Raw genomic sequence first — 23,351 nt, forward strand, 5'->3', positions numbered from 1 at the left:
TCCGCCGTATTCCTGTGACCCGACGAGGGCTGCGGTCCGCCCGGCCTCACTCCGCCTTGGTCATGGGGGCGTAGCGCAGCAGCAGCCGCTTCTCCTCGGCGCCGAAGCGCACCTTGGCCACGGTCTTGTCCCCGGATCCCTCCAGTGCCACCACCGAACCGCGGCCGAACGCCTTGTGCTCCACGGTGTCGCCCACACTCAGGGACGGAATCTCCTTCTGGGGCTGCACGCGGCCCGACGCCGCTGGGGACAGCCTGCGGAACGTCGCGCCCGACCCCGCGCCGGCACCCCACGACGAGCCCCGCAGCGGGTCCCTCGCCTGGGAGGCCGAGTGGATGGGTGAGCCCCACCCGCCAGCGGCGGCAGCGCCCTCGCGTTTCCAGTCAACGAGGTGGGCGGGGATCTCGTCCAGGAACGGGCTCGCGGGATTGAACTGCGACTGCCCCCACATGGAGCGCGACTCTGCCCGTGTGATGTAGAGCCGCTGCCGGGCGCGGGTGATGCCCACGTACGCGAGCCTGCGCTCCTCCTCCATGCTGGAGGGGTCCATGAAGCTGCGCTGGTGCGGGAAGATCCCGTGCTCCATGCCGGTCAGGAACACCACGGGGAACTCCAGGCCCTTGGCGGTGTGCAGGGTCATCAGGGTCACCACGCCCTGCGAGCGCGCCTCCTCGACCTCGCGCGCGATCTGCTGGGCACTCGCACCGCCTTCCTCGGTCGCGGGCTGCTGCGGGATCTGGTCTGCGTCCGCCACGAGGGCGACGTGCTCCAGGAACTCCCCAAGCCCGGCGTCCGGATGGTCTTTCTCGAACTCGCGCACCACGGCCACGAGCTCCGCGAGGTTTTCCACGCGGGACTCGTCCTGGGGGTCGTTGGAGGATCGCAGCGCCTCGAGGTAGCCAGACTGTTCCAGTACGGCTTCGAGGACTGCCGTGGTGGAGGCACCCTCGGAGAGCTCCCGCAGGTCGTCCATGAGCTGGGCGAACTTCGCCACGGCGTTCGCCGAGCGGGTGGCGAGACCCGGGGCCTCGTCGAGCCGGTGCATGGCCTCGGAGAACGAGATGTCCTCGCGCTCGGCGAGCGCGGCGATGGAGCCCTGGGCGCGGTCCCCGATCCCCCGCTTGGGCTCGTTGATGATCCGGCGCACGGTGATGTCGTCCGCGGGATTGGTGATCGCGCGCAGGTAGGACATGGCGTCCTTGATCTCCTTGCGCTCGTAGAACCGGGTGCCACCCACCACTTTGTAGGGCAGGCCCACGCGCATCAGGATCTCCTCGAGGGAGCGGGACTGGGCGTTGGTGCGGTAGAACACGGCGACGTCGCCGGGGCGGATCCCGTGCTCGTCCTGGAGCCTGTCGATCTCCTCCGCGATGAACCGCGCCTCCTCGTGCTCGTTCTCCGCGGCATAGCCGACGATCGGGGCGCCGTCCCCCTCGGCGGTCCACAACTTCTTGTCCCGACGGTCGGCGTTCTGGGAGATCACGGCGTTGGCGGCGGAGAGGATGTTCTGAGTTGAGCGGTAGTTCTGTTCCAGCATGATGGTGCGCGCCGACGGGAAGTCCCGCTCGAAGTCCGTGATGTTGCGGATGTCCGCGCCGCGGAAGGCGTAGATGGACTGGTCCGAGTCGCCCACCACGGTGAGCTCGGCCGGGGGGATCCCGGAGTCGTCCGTGTGCGTGGGCGAGTTCCCGCCCACGAGCTCCCGCACGAGTGCGTACTGCGCGTGGTTGGTGTCCTGGTACTCGTCCACGAGCACGTGCCGGAAGCGGCGGCGGTAGTACTCCAGGACCTGTGGGAACGCGCGGAACATGTGCACGGTCTCGCCGATGAGGTCGTCGAAGTCCATGGCGTTGGCCGCGCGCAGCCGCTGCGTGTACCCGCGGTAGACCTGGGCCACGGCGGACTCGAACGGATCCGTGGAACTGGCGCGGGCCAGGAAGGTCTCGTCATCCACGAGCTCGTTCTTCAGCGCCGAGATCTTGTGCTGGATGGCCTTGGGCGCGAACTTCTTGGGGTCCAGCTCGTGCTGCTTGGCCACCTGGGTGATGAGCCGCAGGGAGTCCGCGGCGTCGTAGATGGAGAAGTTCGTGTTCAGCCCCAGCGTCTTCGCCTCGCGCCGCAGGATCCGCACGCACAGCGAGTGGAACGTGGAGATCCACATGGACCGCGCGGACTCTCCCACGAGCTCCACGATCCGCTCGCGCATCTCCGCGGCGGCCTTGTTCGTGAACGTGATGGCGAGGATCTCGCCGCGCCGTGCCCGCCCCGTGGCGAGCAGGTGGGCGATGCGGTGCGTCAGCACCCTGGTCTTGCCGGAGCCCGCACCGGCCACGATGAGCAACGGGGCACCGGAGTGCTCCACGGCGGCACGCTGGGGCTCGTTGAGGCCCTCCACCAGGCGGGTGGGGGACACCGCGTCCGCAGCGGGAGCGTTGTCCCGGCTGCCCGGGCCCGTCCGGACCGACGACGCCGAGAGCAGAGGATTGTCAGAGAGGTAGTCCATGGTGGCCCCAGCCTAACCGGGCTCTCCGACGCGCCGTGCGTCCCCGCCCGGCGACCGCGCTCGCAGTTCTCCTGCCGGCTCAGACGTAGCGGGGTTCGACCAGGTGTCGGCCGTTGGCGTCCTCGACCCACAGCTGGGAGTCCGCCACGGTGACCCGCACCGGGGCCCGCAGCACGACGTCGTCGTCCAGGACGTCCTCCTCCGTGCGCGGCCCGCCGTAGATGGTGGTGACCTCCCCCTCGGAAGGGTCCAGGTGGCGAAGGGCGTCGTTGCCGGTGTCCGCAACCACCACGGATCCGTCGTAGAGGATCTGCAGGTCCTCGGGGTGCGCGAGCTTGGCGTCCTCGGCCGGGCCGTCCACGTATCCGGCCCCGTGCCGGCCCACGACCGTGACCACGTGTGGATCGCCGTCCGGGCGGTCCGTGTCGACCGTGATGTAGCGCAGCGCGGAGGAGTCGCGGTCCACGAGCCAGATCTTCCCGTCCGGCGCCTCGGTGATGGAGACCGTGGCGGCGAACTTGGCCTGGGCGATCTTCCCGTCCCTGCGCCCGGGCTCCTCTACGCCCGCGTACTCCTGGAGGAAGTCTGTGTAGGGGTCCCAGTGGAAGAGCTGGTTGGTCTCGGGGGCCGCGGCGAGCACCACGGAGAGCTTGTGCGACCAGACGATGTCCGCCAGCCGGGCGCCGTTCAGGACGCCGCAGTCGATACGCCGCCGCACGGTCGTGTGGTCCGACTCGTAGAGGGTCAGGCCGCCGTCCTCATCCGCGCTCATGAGCAGGCCGTCTGGCAGGCCGATGGAGAGTTCCATGACCGTCACCACCTTTCGCGGTGCCCGCGGGGCACCTGACCTCCACCCCGTGCAGGAGTGGCACCCGTAGTCCATTCACAGTACAACCCGGGGGATAATGGGGCCATGGGTATGACCAGAGCGCAGAAGGTCAAGAAGTACGGGGAGAGCGAGGGCTCCACGCCCACCGCGCCGAGGCGCTCACGGGACCCGGCCGTGCGTCCCGTGAGCGTGCACGAGATGCGCCCCGGCGAGCTCGCCCCGGAGCCCGGCAAGAGCTCCTCCGCGGGCATCCTCGTGGGGGTCGCGTTCTCCGTGGGCGTGGCGCTGTGGCTGTACTACCACCTGCTCGTGCTGCAAGGAGTCTCCGGCGCCCTGGCCGGAGGGGTCACGGCCCCGGAGCTGCTGGCCGGCGGCTTCTCCGCCGAGCACCTGGCGGACTTCGCCCGCGGGCTCGGCACGGACGGGCGCACCGAGTACGAGGGCGTCCATGCAACAACAGGTCTGCTCACGCCCCTGCTCACCGGACTGGGCTGGCTGCTCTTCACGGGGCTGAACACCCCGCAGCGGGCCCGCAAGTGGGTCTACTGGGTGGTCGTGCTCGCCTACGCCGTGGTCTTCCTGCTGGGCAACTGCGCGCTCGACTCCGCCGTGGCCCACCCGCAGGACACCGCGTACGCCGCGTACGCCTCGGGGCTCGTGCTCACCCGGTGGCTCCTCTTCGCCGCCCTGCTGCTCATCGCCCTGCTCGTCTGCGTCTCGGTGGTGCGCCGCAAGCTCGATGACTTCTCCCAGGGCAGGCTCCCCGGGCAGCGACCCCGGAGCTGAACTCCCCGCCGCAACCACCGGACACGAGGCCCCCGGACACGACGGTGCCCCACCCGAGAACGGGTGGGGCACTTCTCGTGCCCCCGATTGGATTCGAACCAACGACACCGGCTTTAGGAGAGCCGTGCTCTATCCCCTGAGCTACGAGGGCAACGCTGTCCCACTTTATCGGCGCGGCGGGCCACCCGCGAGTCGGGCGCACAATGGGGACATGACCGTCTACATCGACCCGCCCCGGTGGCCCGCCCACGGCACCGTCTTCTCCCACCTGGTCTCGGACGCGTCCCTCGAGGAGCTGCACGGCTTCGCCCAGGAGCTCGGGGTCTCCGTGCGCGCCTTCGACGAGGACCACTACGACGTCCCAGCACACCGGCACGCAGACGCGGTGGCCCTGGGCGCAGTGGCCGTGGACGGCAAGCAGCTCGCGCGGCTGCTGATCCGAAGCGGCCTGCGGATCCCCGCACGACGTCGCCCGGCCAAGATCACCGCCGCGCTCACCGCCCGCTGGGCTCGCCACTTCCCGGGGCACGCGGAACTCGGCGCGGCCCTGCTCGAGCGCTGGAACGAACCCCACAGGACCTACCACGACACCTCCCACCTGCTGCGCGTGCTGGAGGCCCTCGACCGGCTCACCGTCGGCCGTCCAGAGCCCGAGCTGCTGCTCGCGGCATGGTTCCACGACGCCGTCCACGAGGGCCGGGCAGGTGAGGACGAGCGGGCGTCCGCCGAGCTCGCACGCTGTGAGCTGACCGCCGCGGGCTGGACCCCGGACGCCGCGGAACGGGTTGCCGAGCTCGTGCTGGTGACGCTCGAGCACCGCCCCGGCCCCGAGGACCGCCACGCGTGCCTGCTGGTGGACGCGGACCTCAGCATCCTGGGGGCCTCGCCGCAGGAGTACGCCCGCTACTCGGAGGCCGTGCGGCGCGAGTACGCCCGGGTTCCGGAGGCGGAGTTCCGCGCGGCCCGCGCGGAGGTGATGCGGCAGCTGCTCTCGGCGCCGGCGCTGTTCCACGACCCCGTTGCGGTGGATCTGTGGGAGCACCGGGCGCGGGAGAACGTCTCGCGGGAGATCACCGAGCTCACCGCGCGGTGACGAGAGAACACACCCTGCGGGGACGCAGGACGCAGCCGCAACCCGGCGCCGCGCGAACTAGCAGCGGGGCAGCGACGTCTGCGACGCGGCGTCGTCGGCGTCAGGGGACTCCGCGTTGGGGGCCGCCGCGCCCGGCGCTGATGTCTCCTCACGGCGGGCGGCCGCGCGGCGTCTACGGAAGAGCAGGGACGCCACCACCAGACCGATGATGATGCCCACACCGCCGAAGACGGACAGCCACATGGCGACGTGGCCCGCGAAGGCCGCCACCAGGAAACCCACAATGATGCCTGGGACAGCGCCAGCCACCATGCCGATCGCGTAGTAGGTGAACTCCTGGTCCTGGGGGGTGCGAGCCGCGTGGGAGAAATCGGTGGACATGGCCCCATTCTACGGCGCCCGCCCCAACACCGGCCGGGTACGAACGCCACCCGGGTACGGGAAAGACGCAAGGACCCTGCACAGTGCAGGGTCCTTGCGTCTCGTGTCGCTCGCGCCAGGAGCGGGTACACAACCGGTCCCGACTCGATACGAGGTGTGGCACGCGGCTGGTCACCGCCATGCCGGGAGGATCCGAATCAGCCGACGCGGATGTACTCGGGGCCGGAGCCCACGTTCGCGGTGGTCTGGACGGTCTGGTTGCCGTTCCAGCCGCCGTGCACGGCCTGGCCGTTGCCGGCGTAGATCGCCACGTGGGCCACGCCTGCGCCGCCGTCAGCGTAGTAGGCGATGTCGCCAGCCTGCGCCTGGTCGGCGGAGACAGCGGTTCCCAGCGACTTGTACTCGGCCGGCCAGCCGTGGAAGTTGATACCCACGGCCTTCAGGGAGTTGCTCACCAGGGCGGTGCAGTCCTGGTTGACGCCGATCTGGTCCTGAGCTGCACCCAGGATGGCCTTGCCCTTGGCGGAGCTGGACTGGCCGGAGGTGGACTGCGTGGAGACCTTGGTGGTCGAGGCGGGCGTCTCGGCAACCGGGGTCTGGGTCTTCTCGACGTCGGCGGTGGCGTGGCCGGTCCAACCGGTGTTCTGGCTCTGGGTGCCCGTGGTGTCGGGAATGGTCGTGTTCGACACGGCGGTGTAGTTCTGTGCCGCGGCCTCGGCCTGGATGGTCTGCTGCGATGCCGGGGCGGCGTGGCGGCCCTGGGACACGGGGGCCTGCTCGGCCACCGGGGTCACGTTCTCGGAGGCGGTGGTCACCACGGGAGCCTGGGTGGCGGGTGCCTGGGCCGCGGGAGCCTGCAGCGGGGTCACATCGGCCACGGGAGCGGCCTCGACCACGGACGTCTGCACGGCGGGAGCGGCGGCCTCGGCCTTGTCGGCCTTCTTGGTCTCCGACTTGGCGGCCTTCTCGGCCTTGTCGGCCTTCGCTGCGGGCTCGGCGGAGACCGTGTTCTCGGAAGCCGGGGCCTCGGACACGGCGGCGGCGGGAGCCTGCTCGTCGGCGTTCTGCGTGGCCTGGACGGACACGGTGGTGGCGAGCGCCAGACCGGAGAAGGCGGCAACTGCGGCCACGGTGCGGGCCTTACCGGCGAAGAGGCCCTTGGCCGTGGTAGCGGTTTCGTTCGACATGCGTGAGTTTTCCTAACACGTTCGTATCCACCCAGGGCACGAGAAGTGCGGTGAGCCTTCGGCATCCGGTGTGGACACCGCGGTTCACCGTGCGGGCGGTGATGTGGTTACTTGCGATTTCAGGTGTTCCGGCCCGGTGCGCGCCGCTTCCGTGCCCGAGGGGCTCCGGGCGGCGCGCAGGACCAAGTGTCTAGCTCAGCGCGGGAGCACGGTCATCCGTGTGGACGCCCGCCTCCCGAGGGATTCAGCGGACGCTGTAGTAGCCGTCCACCTGCATGGCGTTCACAGCGTGAACCTGGGTGCCCTGCGAAGGATTGAGAGCGGAGATCATCTGGCCGTTGCCGATGTAGATCCCCACGTGCGAGCCGCCGTTCTGCGACACGAGGTCGCCGGGCTGCGGGTTGGAGGTGGGCGTGCTGGCGGCGAACTGGGCCCACGTGGTGCGCGGGAGGTTGATGCCGTTCTGGGCGTAGACCCACTGCACGAAACCGGAGCAGTCCCAGGCCTTGAAGCCGGTGCCTCCCCAGACGTAGGCGCCACCGATGCCCTCGTACGCGGTGCCGACGACGCCGGAGGCGGAGTGGTTCGACTGCGTGCTGACGCCCGAGCTGGAGGCCAGCATGCCGCTGGACTGCGTGGTGTAGGACGTCACGGAGTAGGACGTGGTTCCGAGGTCGACGACCTCACCCGCGGCCTGGGCCGGGGATGCGAAACCGGCGACGACGGCGCCGGCGGCCACGGCCGCAACGGTGGAGTTGCGGACCACGTGCGAGGACGTCTCGGCACGGTGGCGGGCAGTGCTGTGCTTCACGAAAGACATGAGTGTTCCTCCCTGCGCCTACGAGGTGAGCTGTCGGGTTCGGATGGGAGACATCCGGCCGCACGAGGTGGTGCTCCGTGCCGGCTTAACCCCGAGGATTCGTTGGGCTGCAACGAACCCGGAAAGTGGTTCCCCCGCTTCTGCCATGCGGATTTCTGTGTACGGGTCCCGGGGGCGCATGGCAGAACTCGGCGAGCGCTCGGGAGTGCCGGATCCGACCAGTGATCGGCACGGTCATGACTGTACAGGACAGATAACGAAAATGTCACGTTTTGATTACAACGGGTCACGAATTGAGCATCGCTTCTCACCAGTGGGGCTGATTGATCACCACGTACATATGAGTGGAACCCACCGGGATGGTTCTCCAGCACCGCTCCACGCCCCTGAATATGCCCTCTGACCAGGGGGAACACTGTGATCCCCGGGAGCAGCCCCGGCTTCCGAGCACCCCGAACCCGTGAGTGTCCCCACATGCGGAAGGTCACACCGGGGAACCAGAAGGTCACGGCAGCGCAACGAACCCCGGGGGTGCCCCCCGGGGTTCAAGTACCGTTCCACGGCGCTCCTCCTGCGGTCCTGCCGGCCGCGGCCACCCGGGTCAGCCGGCAGGATCAGGAGTCGAACTCCCCCACGCGGATGGCTCGCGCGGTCGCGGCGTCGAGGTCCAGGGACACGCCCGAGTCCACCCGGGTCACGAGCACCCGGTGCTCGTCCCGGGGGTTCAGCTGCGCAGTCACATGCGAACCGGTCAGGATCTCTGCGGAGCTGAGCATCTCGATGAGCTCAGGGTCCGCCTGCACGACCTCCGGCAGCAGGGTCACCACGTACTGCATGGAGCCCTCCTCGGTGGCGACGTCCAGCAGGGTACGCCCCTGGAAGATCTCGGTGGCGGTGATGGGGGCCCCCTGCGAGCCACGCGCCGGGATGGGTGTGCCGTACGGAGAGGTCTCGGGATCGCCCAGCAGGTCCACCAGCCGCTGCTCCACGCGCTCGCTCATCACGTGCTCCCAGCGACAGGCCTCCTCGTGCACGTGCGCCATGTCGAGGCCCACAACGTCCGAGAGCAGCCGTTCGGCGAGACGGTGCTTGCGCATCACGGACACGGCCATGGTGCGCCCCGCTTCCGTGAGCCGCAGCGAACGGTCCGGGGCCACGGACAGCAGGCCGTCGCGCTCCATGCGGGAGACCGTCTGGGAGACGGTGGGCCCGGAGTGGTGCAGGCGCTCCACGATGCGTGCCCGCATGGGCGTGATGCCCTCCTCCTCCAGGTCCAGCACCGTACGCAGGTACATCTCGGTGGTGTCGATCAGATCGCCGCTCATGGTTCGTCCTCAGATCTCTGCGCAGGGAGCGCGCACGTCAACCGTGTGGTGGTGGAGAATGCCGTTCGGCCTGTTCTCGAAGATTCTCCTCGATTGTATCCAGTTGCCCACGGGCCCACGGAGTCCGCGGGTGGCACCCGCCCGGTGCGGGCACAATGGGAGGTGACACCCCGTCGTCGCCCCCGAGGAGTACCCGTGACCAGCACACCCGTGATCCCCCCGTCCCTGCTGCCCGAGGACGGGCGCTTCGGGGCGGGTCCGTCCAGGGTGCGCGCCGCGCAGGTGGCCGCGCTGAAGCGCGCGGGAGCCTCGCTGCTGGGCACCTCGCACCGCCAGGCGCCCGTGAAGGACCTGGTGGCCCGCGTGCAGCGGCGCCTGGGTGAGTTCTTCTCGCTGCCGGAGGGCTACGAGATCGTGCTCGGGCTGGGCGGGTCCAGCACGTTCTGGGACGCTGCCGCCTTCAGCCTGGTCGCCTCCCGCGCCGAGCACCTGTCCTTCGGAGAGTTCGGATCCAAGTTCGCGAGCGTCACGGACAGGGCCCCGTTCCTGGAGCCCTCGGTGGTCGTGGAGGCCCCGGCAGGCTCGCGCCCGGAGGGGCCGGAGGCCGTGTCCGGCGTGGACGTCTACGCGTGGCCGCAGAACGAGACCTCCACCGGCGTGGCCATGCCGGTGCGCCGGGTGCACGCGGACGACGGCGCGCTGACCGTCGTGGACGCCACCTCCGCCGCCGGGGGCATGGCGGTGGACCTCACCGAGACGGACGTCTACTACTTCTCCCCCCAGAAGAACTTCGGCAGCGACGGCGGCATCTGGTTCGCTGCGTTCTCACCCGCCGCACTCGAGCGGGTGGAGAGCGTCGCAACCTCCGGGCGGTGGATGCCGGACGTGCTGTCGCTGCGCACCGCCGTGGAGAACTCGCGCAAGCACCAGACGTACAACACCCCGGCGCTCGCCGGGCTGGTGATGCTCGACGAGCAGCTCGGGTGGCTGCTCGAGCAGGGCGGCCTGCCCTGGGCGGCAGCCCGCACCGCGGAGACCTCCGGGCTCGTCTACGACTGGGCCGAGCTCAGCGACGTCGCCCACCCGTTCGTCGCTGAGCCCGGACACCGCTCCCCTGTGGTCTGCACCGTGGACTTCGACGACGCCGTGGACGCGGCCAGGATCGCCTCCGTCCTGCGCGCCAACGGCGTGGTGGACGTGGAGCCCTACCGCAAGCTCGGGCGCAACCAGCTGCGGATCGCCACCTTCGCCTCGGTGCCCCCGCGGGACGTTCGCGCCCTGCTGGAGTGCATCGACTGGACCGTGGCCAACGGGCTGAGCTGAGGCCTCGTGGGCGGGAAGGCGGCCCCGAGGCGTCGTCGCCCCCTGCGCTACGGGCGCAGTTCCGCCCGCTCGCCACGCACCCGCCAGGCGAACAGCAGGCCCACGGCCACGCCGACGGCGCCCGCGGCCACCGCGGAACCCATGCCCCAGCGGGGGCCCAGAGTGTCGGTCAGCCACCCCACGGCGGGGGCGCCGATCGGCGTGCCGCCCATGAAGATGGCCATGTAGAGGCTCATCACCCGACCCCGCATGCTGGGGGACGTGGTGGTCTGCACATACGCGTTCGCGGTGGTCATGATCGTCAGGGACGACACCCCGCACGGCACGAGCCACGCCGCGAACAGCCACAGGGACGGCGAGGTGGCGGCACCCAGGCACGAGACCGTGAAGGCGGCGCACCCGATGAAGATGTAGCGCAGCCGGGCGCTCGCCCGCCGTGCGGACAGCAGGGCGCCCGTGACCGTGCCCACCGCGAGCATCGAGTTGAGCACGCCGAACTCCTGGGAACCCTGTCCGAAGACCGCGCCCGCCATGGCAGCGAGGTAGACGGCAAAGTTCATGCCGAACGTGCCGATCACGAAGATCGTGCTCATCACGGCCACGAGGTCCGGGCGGTGCAGGACGTAACTGATCCCCTCCCGGATCTGCCCGCGTGCCCGCTGCGCCCGTGGGGAGTGCCGCAGGCGGGCGTCGTCGATCAGCGAGATCGCCCAGATCATGGCGCCGAACGTGAGGGTGTTGATCATGAAGACCCACCCCGTGCCCACGGCGGCGACCAGCACACCGGCCACGGCGGGCCCGATCAGCCGCGCGGAGTTGAACGAGGTGGAGTTCAGCGCCACGGCGTTGGACAGGTGGGTTTCCGGAACCATCTCGGAGACGAACGTCTGACGAACGGGGGCGTCGAACGTGGCGACGATCCCCAGAGCGAGCGCGAACACGTACACCGTGGGCAGCTCTGCAAGACCGAGCAGCAGCAGGACACCCAGGCCCGCGGCGAGCAGTGCCATGGCACCCTGGGTGACCACCAGGATCCTGCGCCGGTCGTAGCGGTCGGCCAGCACCCCGGCGTAGGGCGCCAGGACGAGCTGCGGGACGAACTGAAGGGCCATGACCACACCCATGGCGGTCGCGTCGTGGTCCGTCAGCTCGTCGAAGACCAGCCAGGACTGCGCCGTGCGCTGCATCCACGTGCCGATGTTGGAGACGAACGCCCCGAGGAACCACAACCGGTAGTTGCGAACGCTCAGGGAGCGGAACATCCCCGTGGTGCGGGGCTCGGGATCAGCGGCACCGGGCCCCTTCCGGGGCCCGCCTCCTAGGATGACGCGCCACCCTCGGAGGGCTCGCCATCCCGGCGGGAGTCCCGCCGCCCAGTGTCGGTCGACTGAGTGCCCGCCGGCTCAGTACTTTCCGTTTCGGCGCCCGTCTGCTCGTCGGCGGAGTCGAAACCCTCGGCGTCCTCCTGAGCGTTCTCCTCCTCGTCGTTCATCGCCTGCATCCGCTCCTCCCACGGCACCCAGTCCGGCGCCAGGAGGGAGTCCGGGCCGGCAACCAGTCCGGACTCGCACACGGTCACGTGCCTGGTGCGCGGCGCGCGGGCCACGGTGGCGTACCAGGTCCAGCCCGGGTAGCCGCGCAGCCGACAGTCGAAGAGGTGCGTGAGCAGCCGGTCCTCGTGCACGACCACGCCCAGGTGCTCCCCCACGGCTGCCCCGCCCTCGGGCGAGTCCACGACCGCCTCGCGTGCCAGCGCAACGGCCTCCGTGAGCACGGCGTCCTGCTTGGGTGCGCGCGTGCGGGCCGCTCGCGATCCGGTGCGGGCGCGGGGTGTGGCAGCTGCCGGTGCGGCGTCGTCGGCCGCACCGGACTCCTTCACCGGCGCGGGCCCCGCGGGGACCAGCGTCTCCTCGTGCACCGCCTCCGGCTCCGAGCCCAGGGCTTGCGTCACGGACTGCTCCCTCTCCTCGACCGACAGCGCCTCCTGGCCCTGCCCGGGGGCGGCATCTTCTCCGCCGTGCGTGGCGGTCCCGGCAGCCTCAGACATCGAGCTCGTCCGCCACGGTGCGCAGGATGGCCGCGATCTTCCTGCCGTGCGCGTGGTCCGGGTAGTGGCCGCGGCGCAGCCCGTTGGACATGCCGTCCAGCAGCCGGATGAGGTCCTCCGTGACCCCCGCCATCTCCTCGGCCGGCTTGCGCGTGTTGCGCGCCACCGACGGCGGTGTGCTCAGGACGGTCGCCGACAGCGCCTGGGCACCGCGCTTGCCGTCTGCGATCCCGAAGTCCATGCGGGTCCCGGGCTTCACCGTGGTGACTCCCCGGGGCAGCGCGGACGAGTGCAGGAACACTTCCTGGCCGTCGTCGGTGGCCAGGAAGCCGAAACCCTTGTCTGCGTCGAACCACTTGACCTTGCCCGTGGGCACGGGGATCACCTCAGTCTCTCGTCGCTGCCTCTGTGCCGGTGCGTCCGCGGGTCCCGGGACGCTGCGGCCTACAAAAGCAACAGTTTATCCTCCCCCGCGCGAGAACCCCTGCGGATTCAACCCACCGCGTAACGGGCCCCGTGCCGTGGGAGAGGTACCTTGGGGAGCATGCCTGACACCACCTCTGCCGCCGCTCCCCGCTCCACGGCCCCGGGTGCCGCCGCCCCCGGTCCCGCGGCCTCGGGCTCCCCGCGCGGCATCTCCACCCTGCTGCTCGTCGCCCTGGTCATTGCGGGCCTGTGCGCGCTGTCCATCGTCGCGGTGCTCGTAGCCTCCACCGGCGGGCACGTCCTCTGGGCGGGATTCACGCTCTTCCCGGCGGTCTTCCTCCCGGTCGCGTTCCTGCTGATGTGCGTGGAGCTGCTGCGCAACGCACGACGCCGCTCGCGGGCCTGAGCGCTCCCCGGCCGGACTTCCAGAGCTTCTTCGGTGCGGAAACAGATTCCGCACAGGAAACTTGGAGATACTGACGACCGTGAATGCGAAAAATCCCGAAGCAAAGCTGCTCGTCGTCGACGACGAGCCCAACATCCTCGAGTTGTTGGCCACCTCCCTGCGATTCGCGGGCTTCGAGGTCGTCACCGCAGCCAACGGCCGTGACGCCCTGCTCAAGGCCGAGGCGGAGGAGCCGGACCTCGCCGTCCTGGACGTCATGCTCCCGGACATCGACGGGTTCTCCGTGACCCGCAAGCTACGGGCCGCCGGGCGGCACTTTCCCATCCTGTTCCTCACGGCCAAGGACGATACCGATGACAAGGTGGCCGGCCTGACCGTGGGCGGCGACGACTACGTGACGAAGCCCTTCAGCCTCGACGAGGTCGTGGCGCGCATCCGCGCGGTACTGCGCCGGACCCAGCCACTCGAGGAGGAGGACTCCCGCCTGAAGGTGGACGATCTCGTCCTCGACGACGACGCCCACGAGGTCTTCCGCGGGAACCACGAGATCGACCTGTCCCCCACCGAGTTCAAGCTTCTGCGCTACCTCATGCTCAACCCCAACCGGGTGCTGTCCAAGGCACAGATCCTGGACCACGTGTGGGAGTACGACTTCAACGGGGATGCCTCCATCGTGGAGTCCTACATCTCCTACCTGCGGCGCAAGATCGACAACGACCCCGAGCAGCCCTCCCTGATCCACACCAAGCGCGGCGTGGGCTACCTGTTGCGCTCCTCGGACAAGCGCCACTGATCCGTTGAACTTCCTGGCCCGCCGGTTCCGCACCGCCTCCCTGCGCTCCCAGCTGATGGCGCTGACGGGGCTGCTGCTGGCCGTCAGCGTGCTGGTGACCACGCTGGTGGCGGTCTCGGTGCTGCGGGACAACCTCGTGGCAAGCATCGACGACGAGCTGGCGAGCTCCATCCCCACGGTCGCCCCCGTGCTGACGAGCGCGCTGCAAGGGGACGTGACCACGCCCGTGCCCAACTCCGGCTTCCTGCTGGACGAGGACGCCAACGTCATTGCAACCGCCCGCAGCAGCTCGAGCACCTCCCAGCAGCAGGCCACCCCGGACCTCAGCGGACTGACACTGGACTACGTGCGCTCCCACGACGGGCAGGCACAGACTGTCGGCTCCGTGGGTGCCCCCGAGCGCAAGTGGCGGGTGGTGGCCACGAAACTGACCATGTTCGACATGTCCGTGGCCGTGGCCCAGCCCCTGGACCGCACAACGGCGATCATCTCCGGGGTGGGGTTGCTGACGTTCAGCTTCGGACTCGCCACGCTGCTTGCGGCCATGACGGTGGGCTGGGTCATGGTGACCCGCGCGTTCCAGCCGCTGCGCCAGGTGGAAGCCACCGCCGCGCGGATCGCGGACGGCGACCTCTCCCAGCGCATGGAGGGCTACAACCCGCAGACGGAGATCGGTCAGCTCTCCGCCTCGCTCAACGCCATGCTGGGCCACATCGAGGACGCCTTCGACGCCCGCACCCGTTCTGAGACCAAGCTGCGCCGCTTCGTGGCGGACGCTTCCCACGAGCTGCGCACCCCGCTCGTCTCGATCCGTGGCTACTCCGAGCTCTACCGCCACGGCGCCCTGCAGACCCCGGAGGACGTGGGCAAGGCGATGGAGCGCATCGAGTCCGAGTCCAAGCGCATGACGCAGCTCGTGGAGGACCTGCTCACCCTGGCTCGGCTCGACGAGCGCCGCGTGGCCGCCAACCGCGCCGTGGATCTCCTGCACCTCGCCTATGACGCCGCCTCGGACGCCCACGCCACCGCTCCCGACCGCTCGGTGGTGGTCCGGGGGCTGCACGACTCCACGCCGGAGGAGGCGTGGGTGCACGGCGACGAGTCCAAGCTGCGGCAGGTGGTGGCGAACCTGCTCACCAACGCACTGCGCTACACCCCGGCCGGCTCGCCCCTCGAGCTGGCCGTGGGGCTGGAGTCCGCGGTGGACGGCGAGTTCACGGCGGTGCTGCAGGTCCGCGACCACGGCCCCGGCATCCACGGGCAGGACGCCGAGCGCGTCTTCGAGCGCTTCTACCGCGCCGACTCCTCCCGCACGCGCGAGACGGGTGGCACGGGGCTAGGACTGTCCATCGTCGCGGCGGTGGTCGACCAGCACGAAGGCTCCGTGAAACTCACCGAGACCGAGGGAGGCGGCGCCACCTTCACCGTGCGGATCCCCCACTCGAAACCTGTGGACAGCGCACCCGACGACGTCTGAGTCCCCAGCCCCGCCCCGGACCGGGTCGCCCACCCGGCCCCGGACCTACCGTGGCGTGACCGGCACCGCGCCGGGATCACCACCGTTTCCGGGGAGGAATACCATGGCCCACTTCGTCGTCGACAGCGACACCATCGCCGCCAAGTCTCAGCAGGCACACGGCCACATCGAGCGGCTCAGCGCCGAGGTCAACGGCATGACCGGAACGCTCGCGGACCTCGAAGCCTCCTGGACCGGCACCGCGTCCGCGAGCTTCCAGGAGGCGTTCCGCTCGTGGCGCTCTGCCCAGGCGCAGATGGAGCAGGCGGTTGCCCAGATCAACCAGGCGCTCGCCGCCGCAGGCACCCAGTACGCGGAGACGGAGGCCGCCAACGCGCGCATGTTCGCGGGGTGAACCGCGCTCAGTGCTCTGCGGTGACCTGGTGGTAGCGCAGCAGCCACGGCCCCATCTCGTTGTGCTGGTCCTCCCGGACCCACACCGAGCTGCGGCGAGTCACCGCGGAGGGCTCCTCCGAGCGGTAGCTCAGGTGGTAGGAGCCCGAGCCCAGACTCGTCACCCGGGTCTCGTCCACCGCCCCCGAACCCCGCAGGACCTCCAGGACGTCCTCCCCCGTGAGGCAGCGGCCGTGGGTGTCCACACACAGTGCCTCCCGGTGCAGGAAGTCCACAGCGCCGTGCTGCTGCGCGGTGGAACGGAGCACCGCCATCTCCCGTGACACCGCATCCACCACCAGGTGCGGGGGAAAGCCTCCGTGGCTGCCTGCGCCGGTGGATGCGTCGCCCGGAGCCGAGGACGGGTCCGCCGGATGAGTCGGGCCCGAGAGGTCCTCGCCCAGCGCGAGCTCGGAGAACAGGTCCGGCTGCTCGTCCGGGCCGCTCACGGTCGTGGCGGTCACGGTGGCGTCGTCGACGGTGACGGCGGCTGCGTCGTCGCGGAAGCCCGGGCCCACGGGCATCCGGGCTGGATCCATGCGCTTCTGGTAGGCCATGGCCATGGCGCGGGCGCGCTCGTCCGCGGCCTCGTTCAGCTCGTGGCCGGCATGACCCTTCACCCATTCGAAGCTGACGTCCCGCCCGGCCAGTTCCCTGTCCAGGGCCTTCATGACGTCCACGTTCAGCACGGGCTTCCCGTCCCGCTTCTTCCAGCCCTTCTTCTTCCACCCGGGCATCCACTTGGTGACGGAGTTGATCACATACTGGCTGTCGCACAGCACGCGCAGGGGCTCGTCCCGGCGGTGCCGGGTCGCCTCCAGGAGGTTCAGCACCGCCGTCAGCTCACCCTGGTTGTTGGTGCCGTGCGCCCATCCCCCCGCCTGCCACGAGGTGGGGTCGATGTACCAAGCCCAGCCCGCGGGGCCTGGGTTGCCGAGCGCGGAGCCGTCCGCGGAAGCGATGATCGTCATGGACACATCCTTCCAAAGCACCCCGACACGCAGAAGGACCCCGGGCGCGCGCACTGCGTACCCGGGGTCCTTCCGGTTCTCCTCCCGACCAGTGAACCGGCCGGGGAGGATCCCTCATTGAGGGCAGATCACATCATGCCGCCCATGCCACCCATGGGATCGGCGCCCGCACCCGCACTGGCGGCCTCGGGCTCGGGCTTGTCCGCCACCACGGCCTCCGTGGTGAGGAACAGCCCGGCGATGGACGCCGCGTTCTGCAGAGCAGAGCGGGTCACCTTGACGGGGTCGTTGATGCCCGCGGCCATGAGGTCCTCGTACTCGCCGGTGGCGGCATTGAGGCCCCATCCGGTCTCGAGCCCGCGCACCTTGTCGACCACCACGCCCGGCTCCAGACCGGCGTTCAGCGCGATCTGCTTGAGCGGCGCGTCGATGGCGACCTTCACGATGTTCGCGCCCGTGGCCTCGTCACCCGAGAGGTCGAGGGCCTCGAACACCTTGGCACCGGCCTGGATGAGGGCCACACCGCCACCGGCGACGATGCCCTCCTCCACGGCTGCCTTGGCGTTGCGCACGGCATCCTCAATACGGTGCTTGCGCTCCTTGAGCTCCACCTCGGTGGCCGCACCGGCCTTGAGCACTGCCACGCCACCGGCCAGCTTGGCCAGGCGCTCCTGCAGCTTCTCGCGGTCGTAGTCGGAGTCGGAGTTGTTGATCTCCGCGCGGATCTGAGCCACACGGCCCTCGATCTCCTCCTGCGTGCCGGCACCGTCCACGATGGTGGTCTCGTCCTTGGTCACAACGACCTTGCGGGCCTGGCCCAGCAGGTCGATCGTGGCGGACTCGAGCGAGAGACCGACCTCTTCGGTGATGACCTGGCCGCCGGTGAGGATCGCGATGTCCGCGAGCTGCGCCTTGCGGCGGTCGCCGAAGCCGGGGGCCTTGACTGCCACGGACTTCACGGCACCGCGCATCTTGTTTAGCACCAGCATGGCCAGCGCCTCGCCGTCCACGTCCTCGGCGATGATCAGCAGCGGCTTGCCTGCCTGCATGACCTTCTCGAGCACGGGGACGAGGTCCTTCACGGCCGAGATCTTGGAGTTCACGATGAGGATGTAGGGATCCTCGAGGACGGCCTCCTGGCGGTCCGCGTCCGTGACGAAGTAGCCGGAGAGGTAGCCCTTGTCGAAGCGCATGCCCTCGGTCAGCTCGAGGTCCAGCCCGAAGGTGTTGGACTCCTCGACGGTGATGACGCCTTCCTTGCCGACCTTCTCCATCGCCTCGGCGATGAGCTTGCCGATCTCGGGATCGGCGGCGGAGATGGACGCGGTGGCGGCGATCTCCTCCTCGGTCTCGATCTCCTTGGCAGAGGACAGCAGCTGCTCGGTCACGGCGGCGACGGCCTTCTCGATGCCGCGCTTCAGGGACAGCGGGTCCGCTCCCGCGGCCACGTTGCGCAGGCCTTCCTTCACGAGGGCCTGGGCGAGCACGGTGGCCGTGGTGGTGCCGTCACCGGCGACGTCGTCGGTCTTCTTGGCGACCTCCTTGACGAGCTCGGCGCCGATCTTCTCGTACGGCTCCTCGAGCTCGATCTCCTTGGCGATGGAGACACCGTCGTTGGTGATGGTGGGCGCGCCCCAGGACTTCTCCAGGACGACGTTGCGCCCGCGGGGGCCGAGCGTGACCTTCACGGCGTCCGCAAGGGTGTTCAGGCCCTTCTCCAGACCGCGGCGTGCTTCTTCGTCGAATGCGATCATCTTTGCCATGTGTTTCGTCCCTCCTGGACGGTTGACAAACAAGACGTGTTATCACGGTGCCCGCGACGGACGGGAACGCAGCACGATCCTCACCGCGCCGCGTCCACCTCACCGTGATGTGGTTTCACCCGGATGCCGAGAACCGCCACCGGACCCGGTTAGCAGTCCACTCGACTGAGTGCTAAAACAATAGTGGCACCGGCGCGCGAGGAACCGCAACCGAGAGGGCACCACGGGGCGCCGGTTTCATCATTGGCTGAACGCGGTGCCTCAGAGCGCGGCCACCTGACCCAGGAGGGCCACGGGCGACGTCGTCGTCCCCGCCTGCGCCAGCCGGTTCCCCGGCACGGAGGCGACCGCGGACGCCGCGCCCGCCGGCGCGGAGGCCGACATGTCCTGCTCCGTGCGCGGAGCATTGACGAAGCACACGGCACCGAGGGCGAGCGCAAGCAGCCCGGTCACGAGGATCGCACGGAACTCTCGTCGGGAGCCGGTGCGGGCGGCGGGGTTGTGGCCCCGGTGCGCGCCCTGGCGGGCGCCGTCCTCGGGGACGTCGTCGAACTCGTCGCGGGGGTACTCGCTCATGGTCTGGCTCTCCTGGACAGTGTGCAGCGCGCTCCACGGGGCGGCTCGCGGACTGGCGCCGAGTATGGCACGGCCCGCAGGGAAACCGCTCAGCGCGAGCGGGCGCGGCGCAGCCTCGAGATCAGCATGGGCGAGTGCCGGGCGGCGGCCTCGGAGGAAATCAGTGCGTTGAGCCGCTGGTAGTAGTGCACAGGGCTCAGCCCCAGCCGCGAGCGGATCGCCGACTCCTTGGCTCCCCGGTACTTCCAGTGCTGGGACTCCAGCTCCAGGATCGCGCGGTCCAGTTCGTCGAGCTCCTCCCCCGTGGTAGACATGGTCCCCACCCTAACGCGCACGCCAGCACTCCGTGCGCGCCGCACCCGACACAGGGAGGCCCCGTGAACGCCCAGCGTCCGCTGCACGAGATCATGCACGAGGAGTGGGCGCAAGCCCTGCAACCGGTCGAGGGTCAGATCCGCGCGATGGGCGAGTTCCTGCGGGCCGAGCACGCCCAGGGCCGCCACACGCTGCCGGCCGGGGAGAACATCTTCCGCGCGTTCCGCGAGCCGCTGTCCGACATCAAGGTGCTGATCGTGGGGCAGGACCCCTACCCCACTCCGGGCCACGCGATGGGGCTCTCCTTCTCCGTGGCCCCGGACGTGCGTCCCGTGCCGCGCTCACTGAAGAACATCTACGCGGAGCTGCAGTCGGACCTCGGTATCGCCCCGCCGGACCACGGGGACCTCTCCCCGTGGTCCGGGCAGGGGGTCATGCTCCTCAACAGGGTGCTCACCGTCCAGGCCGGTGCCCCGGCCTCGCACCGGGGCAAGGGCTGGGAGGCGGTCACGGAGTGCGCGATCCGATCCCTGGGCGCACGCGAGCAGCCCCTCGTGGGAATCCTGTGGGGCCGCGACGCGCGCGGCACCGCGGCCTGGCTGGGCGGCGCGCCCACGGTGGAGTCCGCCCACCCCTCGCCGCTCTCCGCGTCCCGCGGCTTCTTCGGCTCCCGCCCTTTCTCCCGCACCAACGCCCTGCTGCAGGAGCAGGGCGCGGACCCCGTCTCGTGGGAGCTACCAGGTTAGGATCACCTAAGCTGAAGGCATGACAACCGCTCCAGCACGTCCCCGCAAGCCCCAGCTCGAGCTCACCGTCGCCGAGCGCCTGCAGCTCTCCCCGGCCATGGTCCGGCTGGTCTGCCACGTCGACAACGCGCAGGACTTCCAGGACATCGAGGCCCCGGAGAAGTACGTCAAGCTGATCTTCTTTTCGGAGACCACGCTCGCGGCCACCGCCCCGGGCGCCCTGCCGGACTACTGGGAGGTCCGGGACACCTCCGCCCCCGAGGACCAGCCGGTCTCCCGCCATATGACCCTGCGCCGCACGGATCCCGCCGCCGGTGAGGTGTGGATCGACGTCGCCCTGCACGGCTCCGAGGGCTACGCCGGGCCGTGGGCGGACGCCGCCGCGCCCGGCGACCGCCTGGTGGCGCTCGGCCCCGGAGGCAAGTGGATGCCGGACCCGGACGCCACGTGGAGCCTCTTCGCGGGCGACGACGCCGCCGTGCCCGCCGTGCTCGCGAATCTCGAGGCCCTGCCCGTCTCCGCACGGGGCGAGGTGGTCCTGGAGGTCCAGGACGCCGCCCACGAGCTCGACCTCTCGGTCGTGGCCGTCCCGGAGGGGATCACGGTGCGGTGGGTGCACCGCGCGGATGAGGCACCCGGTGAGCGTGCGCTCGTGCAGGGCATCGCGGACGCCGCGTGGCCCGAGGACGTCAGCGGTGTGCAGGCCTTCGTGCACGGCGAGCGCGAGGCCATGAAGGCTGCGCGTGCGGTGCTCTTCGACCAGCGCGGCCTGGACCGCTCCAGGGTGTCTCTGTCGGGGTACTGGGCCGGCGGGCGCACCGAGGACGTCTTCCAGGCGGAGAAGAAGCTGCCCGTGGGGAAGATCCTCTAGCAGCCCGGGCGCTGAGACATCAGAGGGCTGCGGCTACCCGTCAGCTCCTCAGCGGCGGCGGTTGCGCCGCTGGGAGAGGTGCTGCATCTGCTCGATGAACGGGCGCATGAGGTACTTGGCGAGCACCACGCCGGCGGCCAGCAGCACGATCGAGGCCATGGCGTTGAGCAGCTCGGTGATCCCCTGCCCCGCGGTCTCGTTCTCCACCGTGATGGCGTACATGCCGCGGAAGAGTGTGAGCCCGGGCAGCAGGAACGTCATGGCGGGGATGGCCAGCACGGCCTGGGGGATGCGCGCGCGGGCCGCCAGCAGAGCCGCCACGCAGCCGCTGACCACCGCGGCCGCGCCTGTGGCCAGCCGCGCCCCGGGATCCACGAGACCGATCCCGTGGTAGACGAGCAGCCCGGCGAAGGCCGCAAGCAGTGCCGGCGGGATGTGCCGGGGCTTGGCCTGCATCAGCACCGCGACGAGCGCCGTGGAGACCAGCATGAAGACCACGTTGCGCAGTGCCCCCGCGGGAGTGAAGCTCGACTGTGAGATGTCGATGCCCGGCACGTCCGCCAGTCGGACGGTCAGCGAGACGCCGATCGCGATCCCCGCCACGATGGCGAGGAATGCCATCGCGGTGGAGAGCAGCCGGCCCGCTGCGGTCACGGGGAAGCCGTTGATCGCGTCCTGCATGGTGGAGACCATGCGGGTGGTGGGCAACAACATGATGAGCCCACCGGCGATGACTTTCGGTGGGTACAGCTCCACCCCCAGTGCGGAGATCACCATGGCGATCAGGGTGATCACCAGCGCGTTGGCGCCCAGGGAGAAGAACTCGGGGATCCGCCACGCGCCCAGCTTGGCCGTGACGAGCTGCACCACGGTGGCCGAGCCCATGGCCACCACCGCGCCCACGATCGTGCCGCCCAGCGCGAGGGTCAGGGTGCCCGCGGCGATGATCGTCGCGGCCAGTACCATCCACCGGGGGTACGGCTTGGGGCGGGCGTTGATCTCCTTGAGCTCCCGCTCGGCCTCCCGCAGGGGCATCTCACCCTCGATGATGCGGGTCACGAGCTGGTGGGAGTCGGCGAGACCGGCGTAGTTGTCCGTCCACGAGCGCACCACGCGCATCACGGTGTGGCTCGAGGTGGTGGAGTCCCCCCACGGGTCGTGCTCGTCCCGGTCCTGGGGGGACTCCTGGGACGGCGCGGCCCGGCGGTGCTCCGCCGTGGTGCCCGGGACCCCGTCGAAGGAGGTGGTCGGGTGGGCGCTCGAGCCGCCCTCGCCGCGGGCGTCCTTCGAGGTCGACGCTGCGCGGCCCAGCTTGCCCGTAGTGGTGCTCTCCGCCACGTAGTTGATCGTCACGGACTGGTTGGTGATGTCCACGTCCAGGTTCTCCACCCCGTACGTGGCGCACACCGCGATGATCGCGTTCTCCACGTCCAGGGCGTCCGCACCGTAGTGGAACATGGTCTCGGCCAGGCGCAGGGCGAAGTTCAGGGTGCGCCGGGCCTGGCGCTCCGTGCTGTCGCCGAACTTGCGCAGGTGCTGGAACGGAGTGGCGGTGAGCCGGTCCACGACCCGCATGGGGGCGGTGGGCGCGGTGTCCCCCTGCACGAGCGAGCGCAGCAGGGAACGGGGCGCCCGGCTCGGCTTGACCCTCGTGGCCGGGTAGGTGGCGCGAGGAATGGCGGTGGTGGCCGGTGCGATCTCGTGCGCGACCGTCTCGGGCCGCTCGACCGGGGACGTCGAGGCCGCCGCGCTGCGCCGCGAGACGCTGCCGATCGGCTCGGCCAGCGCTGCGGGGACCCCGCTGCGGTGGCCGCTGTCCGCCCGGTGCTCCGCGATCTGGCGCGGGGTGAGCACCGGCAGGGCGGTGGCCTTCGGCGACGCCGTGGCCGGAGTGTGCGTACCCGGGGCGTGCTTGTCAGGGAGGCGGGGCGTCGTCGTCGCGCCGGGAGCCGTGTGCGCGGCCACGCTGCACCGCTGCGCCTGTGCCGCCTGCTCCTCGGTGGGACGGGCGGTAGGCGCGATCCGGCGCCGCGGTGCCGTGCCCCGCACCGCGGCGTGCAGAGCGGTGTCCCCGCCAGGGCCGAAAGGCTCGCCGTTGACTCCCCCGGAGTCCCCAGACTCGCCCGAGGACGGGTACCCCTGGTGCGCCAGACGCGTCAGCTGATCGGTCACGCTCACGTCGGATGAACCTCCCCTGCCGCCGCAGGTCCTACTCGTCTGTCATGTGGTGGCGCGCCCGCGGGTGAGCCGCGAGCGCGCCGTGGTGGCGGGGTGTCCGCTC

At 70.2% G+C, this 23,351-nt stretch carries 23 protein-coding genes, 1 tRNA gene and 1 riboswitch; of the genes, 9 read left to right on the forward strand and 15 right to left on the reverse strand.

The genetic code is table 11. The features are described 5' to 3' along the window. Window positions 1-46: 46 nt before the first annotated feature. Complete coding sequence (gene pcrA / locus FS770_RS06220) at window positions 47-2,503, reverse strand: DNA helicase PcrA (RefSeq protein WP_145010632.1); 2,457 nt, start codon at window positions 2,501-2,503, stop codon at window positions 47-49. Between the two features lie 79 nt (window positions 2,504-2,582). Continuing rightward, window positions 2,583-3,311 (reverse strand): NHL repeat-containing protein, encoded by a 729-nt coding sequence (locus FS770_RS06225; RefSeq protein ID WP_244944781.1) that lies wholly within the window; start codon window positions 3,309-3,311, stop codon window positions 2,583-2,585. Window positions 3,312-3,416: 105 nt separating this feature from the next. Between FS770_RS06225 and FS770_RS06230 the strand changes: the two genes are divergently transcribed. Then, window positions 3,417-4,118 carry a hypothetical protein gene (locus FS770_RS06230; RefSeq protein ID WP_144942411.1) on the forward strand — a complete coding sequence of 234 codons (702 nt, stop codon included), beginning with the start codon at window positions 3,417-3,419 and terminating at the stop codon, window positions 4,116-4,118. Between the two features lie 78 nt (window positions 4,119-4,196). On the opposite strand, the gene FS770_RS06235 is transcribed toward FS770_RS06230, so the two are convergent. Next, a tRNA-Arg gene (locus tag FS770_RS06235) sits at window positions 4,197-4,269 on the reverse strand. Window positions 4,270-4,329: 60 nt separating this feature from the next. Here FS770_RS06235 and FS770_RS14215 point away from each other — a divergent pair. Beyond that, window positions 4,330-5,211, forward strand: a complete 882-nt coding sequence (locus tag FS770_RS14215) for a DUF4031 domain-containing protein (RefSeq protein ID WP_144942412.1) — start codon at window positions 4,330-4,332, stop codon at window positions 5,209-5,211. Between the two features lie 57 nt (window positions 5,212-5,268). Here FS770_RS14215 and FS770_RS06245 read toward each other — a convergent pair whose 3' ends face one another. The 4 genes from FS770_RS06245 to FS770_RS06260 form a co-directional block, all read right to left on the reverse strand. Continuing rightward, complete coding sequence (locus tag FS770_RS06245) at window positions 5,269-5,592, reverse strand: hypothetical protein (protein WP_144942413.1); 324 nt, start codon at window positions 5,590-5,592, stop codon at window positions 5,269-5,271. A gap of 197 nt (window positions 5,593-5,789) precedes the next feature. Beyond that, complete coding sequence (locus FS770_RS06250; RefSeq protein ID WP_144942414.1) at window positions 5,790-6,779, reverse strand: C40 family peptidase; 990 nt, start codon at window positions 6,777-6,779, stop codon at window positions 5,790-5,792. A 244-nt stretch (window positions 6,780-7,023) separates the two neighbouring features. After that, on the reverse strand, window positions 7,024-7,599 hold the full coding sequence (locus tag FS770_RS06255) for a C40 family peptidase (protein ID WP_145010639.1): 576 nt from the start codon (window positions 7,597-7,599) through the stop codon (window positions 7,024-7,026). A 3-nt stretch (window positions 7,600-7,602) separates the two neighbouring features. Then, window positions 7,603-7,769: riboswitch (cyclic di-AMP (ydaO/yuaA leader) on the reverse strand. A 444-nt stretch (window positions 7,770-8,213) separates the two neighbouring features. Beyond that, complete coding sequence (locus FS770_RS06260) at window positions 8,214-8,924, reverse strand: metal-dependent transcriptional regulator (protein ID WP_144942416.1); 711 nt, start codon at window positions 8,922-8,924, stop codon at window positions 8,214-8,216. Between the two features lie 195 nt (window positions 8,925-9,119). Between FS770_RS06260 and serC the strand changes: the two genes are divergently transcribed. Next, complete coding sequence (serC, locus tag FS770_RS06265) at window positions 9,120-10,247, forward strand: phosphoserine transaminase (RefSeq protein ID WP_144942417.1); 1,128 nt, start codon at window positions 9,120-9,122, stop codon at window positions 10,245-10,247. A 47-nt stretch (window positions 10,248-10,294) separates the two neighbouring features. Here the strand turns inward: serC and FS770_RS06270 are convergent, their stop codons facing one another. The 3 genes from FS770_RS06270 to FS770_RS06280 are packed head-to-tail and all read right to left on the reverse strand — an operon-like array spanning window position 10,295 to window position 12,670. Next, entirely contained in the window at window positions 10,295-11,509 is a 1,215-nt protein-coding gene (locus tag FS770_RS06270; protein ID WP_144942418.1) for an MFS transporter, read from the reverse strand. A gap of 56 nt (window positions 11,510-11,565) precedes the next feature. Beyond that, window positions 11,566-12,294: a DUF3027 domain-containing protein gene (locus FS770_RS06275; RefSeq protein WP_144942419.1), complete on the reverse strand. Its 729-nt coding sequence runs from the start codon at window positions 12,292-12,294 to the stop codon at window positions 11,566-11,568. Beyond that, window positions 12,287-12,670 (reverse strand): cold-shock protein, encoded by a 384-nt coding sequence (locus tag FS770_RS06280; protein ID WP_144942420.1) that lies wholly within the window; start codon window positions 12,668-12,670, stop codon window positions 12,287-12,289. The genes FS770_RS06275 and FS770_RS06280 overlap by 8 nt, the downstream gene beginning before the upstream one ends. A 168-nt stretch (window positions 12,671-12,838) precedes the next feature. Between FS770_RS06280 and FS770_RS06285 the strand changes: the two genes are divergently transcribed. The 4 genes from FS770_RS06285 (at window position 12,839) to FS770_RS06300 (ending at window position 15,790) form a co-directional block, all read left to right on the forward strand. Continuing rightward, window positions 12,839-13,126: a hypothetical protein gene (locus tag FS770_RS06285; protein ID WP_144942421.1), complete on the forward strand. Its 288-nt coding sequence runs from the start codon at window positions 12,839-12,841 to the stop codon at window positions 13,124-13,126. Between the two features lie 79 nt (window positions 13,127-13,205). Continuing rightward, entirely contained in the window at window positions 13,206-13,919 is a 714-nt protein-coding gene (locus tag FS770_RS06290) for a response regulator transcription factor (protein WP_144942422.1), read from the forward strand. 4 nt (window positions 13,920-13,923) lie between these two features. Next, entirely contained in the window at window positions 13,924-15,396 is a 1,473-nt protein-coding gene (locus FS770_RS06295; protein ID WP_186366711.1) for a sensor histidine kinase, read from the forward strand. Between the two features lie 103 nt (window positions 15,397-15,499). Beyond that, the gene (locus FS770_RS06300; protein WP_144942423.1) at window positions 15,500-15,790 is read left to right on the forward strand and encodes a WXG100 family type VII secretion target; all 291 of its coding nucleotides are present in this window, start codon (window positions 15,500-15,502) and stop codon (window positions 15,788-15,790) included. Window positions 15,791-15,797: 7 nt separating this feature from the next. Here the strand turns inward: FS770_RS06300 and FS770_RS06305 are convergent, their stop codons facing one another. The 4 genes from FS770_RS06305 to FS770_RS06320 form a co-directional block, all read right to left on the reverse strand. Continuing rightward, entirely contained in the window at window positions 15,798-16,799 is a 1,002-nt protein-coding gene (locus tag FS770_RS06305) for an RNase H family protein (RefSeq protein ID WP_144942424.1), read from the reverse strand. 128 nt (window positions 16,800-16,927) lie between these two features. Beyond that, window positions 16,928-18,562, reverse strand: coding sequence for a chaperonin GroEL (gene groL, locus FS770_RS06310; RefSeq protein ID WP_144942425.1), 1,635 nt, complete (start codon window positions 18,560-18,562; stop codon window positions 16,928-16,930). A 261-nt stretch (window positions 18,563-18,823) separates the two neighbouring features. Beyond that, window positions 18,824-19,138 carry a hypothetical protein gene (locus FS770_RS14055; RefSeq protein ID WP_244944782.1) on the reverse strand — a complete coding sequence of 105 codons (315 nt, stop codon included), beginning with the start codon at window positions 19,136-19,138 and terminating at the stop codon, window positions 18,824-18,826. 89 nt (window positions 19,139-19,227) lie between these two features. After that, complete coding sequence (locus tag FS770_RS06320) at window positions 19,228-19,452, reverse strand: DUF3263 domain-containing protein (RefSeq protein WP_144942426.1); 225 nt, start codon at window positions 19,450-19,452, stop codon at window positions 19,228-19,230. Window positions 19,453-19,515: 63 nt separating this feature from the next. Between FS770_RS06320 and FS770_RS06325 the strand changes: the two genes are divergently transcribed. After that, window positions 19,516-20,199 carry a uracil-DNA glycosylase gene (locus FS770_RS06325; RefSeq protein WP_144942427.1) on the forward strand — a complete coding sequence of 228 codons (684 nt, stop codon included), beginning with the start codon at window positions 19,516-19,518 and terminating at the stop codon, window positions 20,197-20,199. A 19-nt stretch (window positions 20,200-20,218) separates the two neighbouring features. Further along, entirely contained in the window at window positions 20,219-21,070 is an 852-nt protein-coding gene (locus FS770_RS06330; RefSeq protein WP_144942428.1) for a siderophore-interacting protein, read from the forward strand. Between the two features lie 48 nt (window positions 21,071-21,118). Here the strand turns inward: FS770_RS06330 and FS770_RS06335 are convergent, their stop codons facing one another. After that, a complete protein-coding gene (locus tag FS770_RS06335; protein ID WP_145010642.1) occupies window positions 21,119-23,248 on the reverse strand; it encodes a threonine/serine exporter family protein in 2,130 nt (709 codons plus the stop codon). Window positions 23,249-23,351: the final 103 nt, after the last annotated feature.

Source organism: Kocuria salsicia (genome assembly GCF_007681555.1).
In the GTDB taxonomy this organism is placed as follows: Bacteria; Actinomycetota; Actinomycetes; order Actinomycetales; family Micrococcaceae; genus Kocuria; species Kocuria salsicia.

Excerpts from the sequence above, each read along its gene's own strand:
- pcrA (WP_145010632.1), bottom strand. The coding sequence starts at position 2,503 with ATGGACTACCTCTCTGACAATCCTCTGCTCTCGGCGTCGTCGGTCCGG.
- FS770_RS06225 (WP_244944781.1), bottom strand. The coding sequence starts at position 3,311 with ATGGAACTCTCCATCGGCCTGCCAGACGGCCTGCTCATGAGCGCGGAT.
- FS770_RS06230 (WP_144942411.1), top strand. The coding sequence starts at position 3,417 with ATGGGTATGACCAGAGCGCAGAAGGTCAAGAAGTACGGGGAGAGCGAG.
- FS770_RS14215 (WP_144942412.1), top strand. The coding sequence starts at position 4,330 with ATGACCGTCTACATCGACCCGCCCCGGTGGCCCGCCCACGGCACCGTC.
- FS770_RS06245 (WP_144942413.1), bottom strand. The coding sequence starts at position 5,592 with ATGTCCACCGATTTCTCCCACGCGGCTCGCACCCCCCAGGACCAGGAG.
- FS770_RS06250 (WP_144942414.1), bottom strand. The coding sequence starts at position 6,779 with ATGTCGAACGAAACCGCTACCACGGCCAAGGGCCTCTTCGCCGGTAAG.
- FS770_RS06255 (WP_145010639.1), bottom strand. The coding sequence starts at position 7,599 with ATGTCTTTCGTGAAGCACAGCACTGCCCGCCACCGTGCCGAGACGTCC.
- FS770_RS06260 (WP_144942416.1), bottom strand. The coding sequence starts at position 8,924 with ATGAGCGGCGATCTGATCGACACCACCGAGATGTACCTGCGTACGGTG.
- FS770_RS06270 (WP_144942418.1), bottom strand. The coding sequence starts at position 11,509 with ATGTTCCGCTCCCTGAGCGTTCGCAACTACCGGTTGTGGTTCCTCGGG.
- FS770_RS06275 (WP_144942419.1), bottom strand. The coding sequence starts at position 12,294 with ATGTCTGAGGCTGCCGGGACCGCCACGCACGGCGGAGAAGATGCCGCC.
- FS770_RS06285 (WP_144942421.1), top strand. The coding sequence starts at position 12,839 with ATGCCTGACACCACCTCTGCCGCCGCTCCCCGCTCCACGGCCCCGGGT.
- FS770_RS06300 (WP_144942423.1), top strand. The coding sequence starts at position 15,500 with ATGGCCCACTTCGTCGTCGACAGCGACACCATCGCCGCCAAGTCTCAG.
- FS770_RS06305 (WP_144942424.1), bottom strand. The coding sequence starts at position 16,799 with ATGACGATCATCGCTTCCGCGGACGGCTCCGCGCTCGGCAACCCAGGC.
- groL (WP_144942425.1), bottom strand. The coding sequence starts at position 18,562 with ATGGCAAAGATGATCGCATTCGACGAAGAAGCACGCCGCGGTCTGGAG.
- FS770_RS14055 (WP_244944782.1), bottom strand. The coding sequence starts at position 19,138 with ATGAGCGAGTACCCCCGCGACGAGTTCGACGACGTCCCCGAGGACGGC.
- FS770_RS06320 (WP_144942426.1), bottom strand. The coding sequence starts at position 19,452 with ATGTCTACCACGGGGGAGGAGCTCGACGAACTGGACCGCGCGATCCTG.
- FS770_RS06330 (WP_144942428.1), top strand. The coding sequence starts at position 20,219 with ATGACAACCGCTCCAGCACGTCCCCGCAAGCCCCAGCTCGAGCTCACC.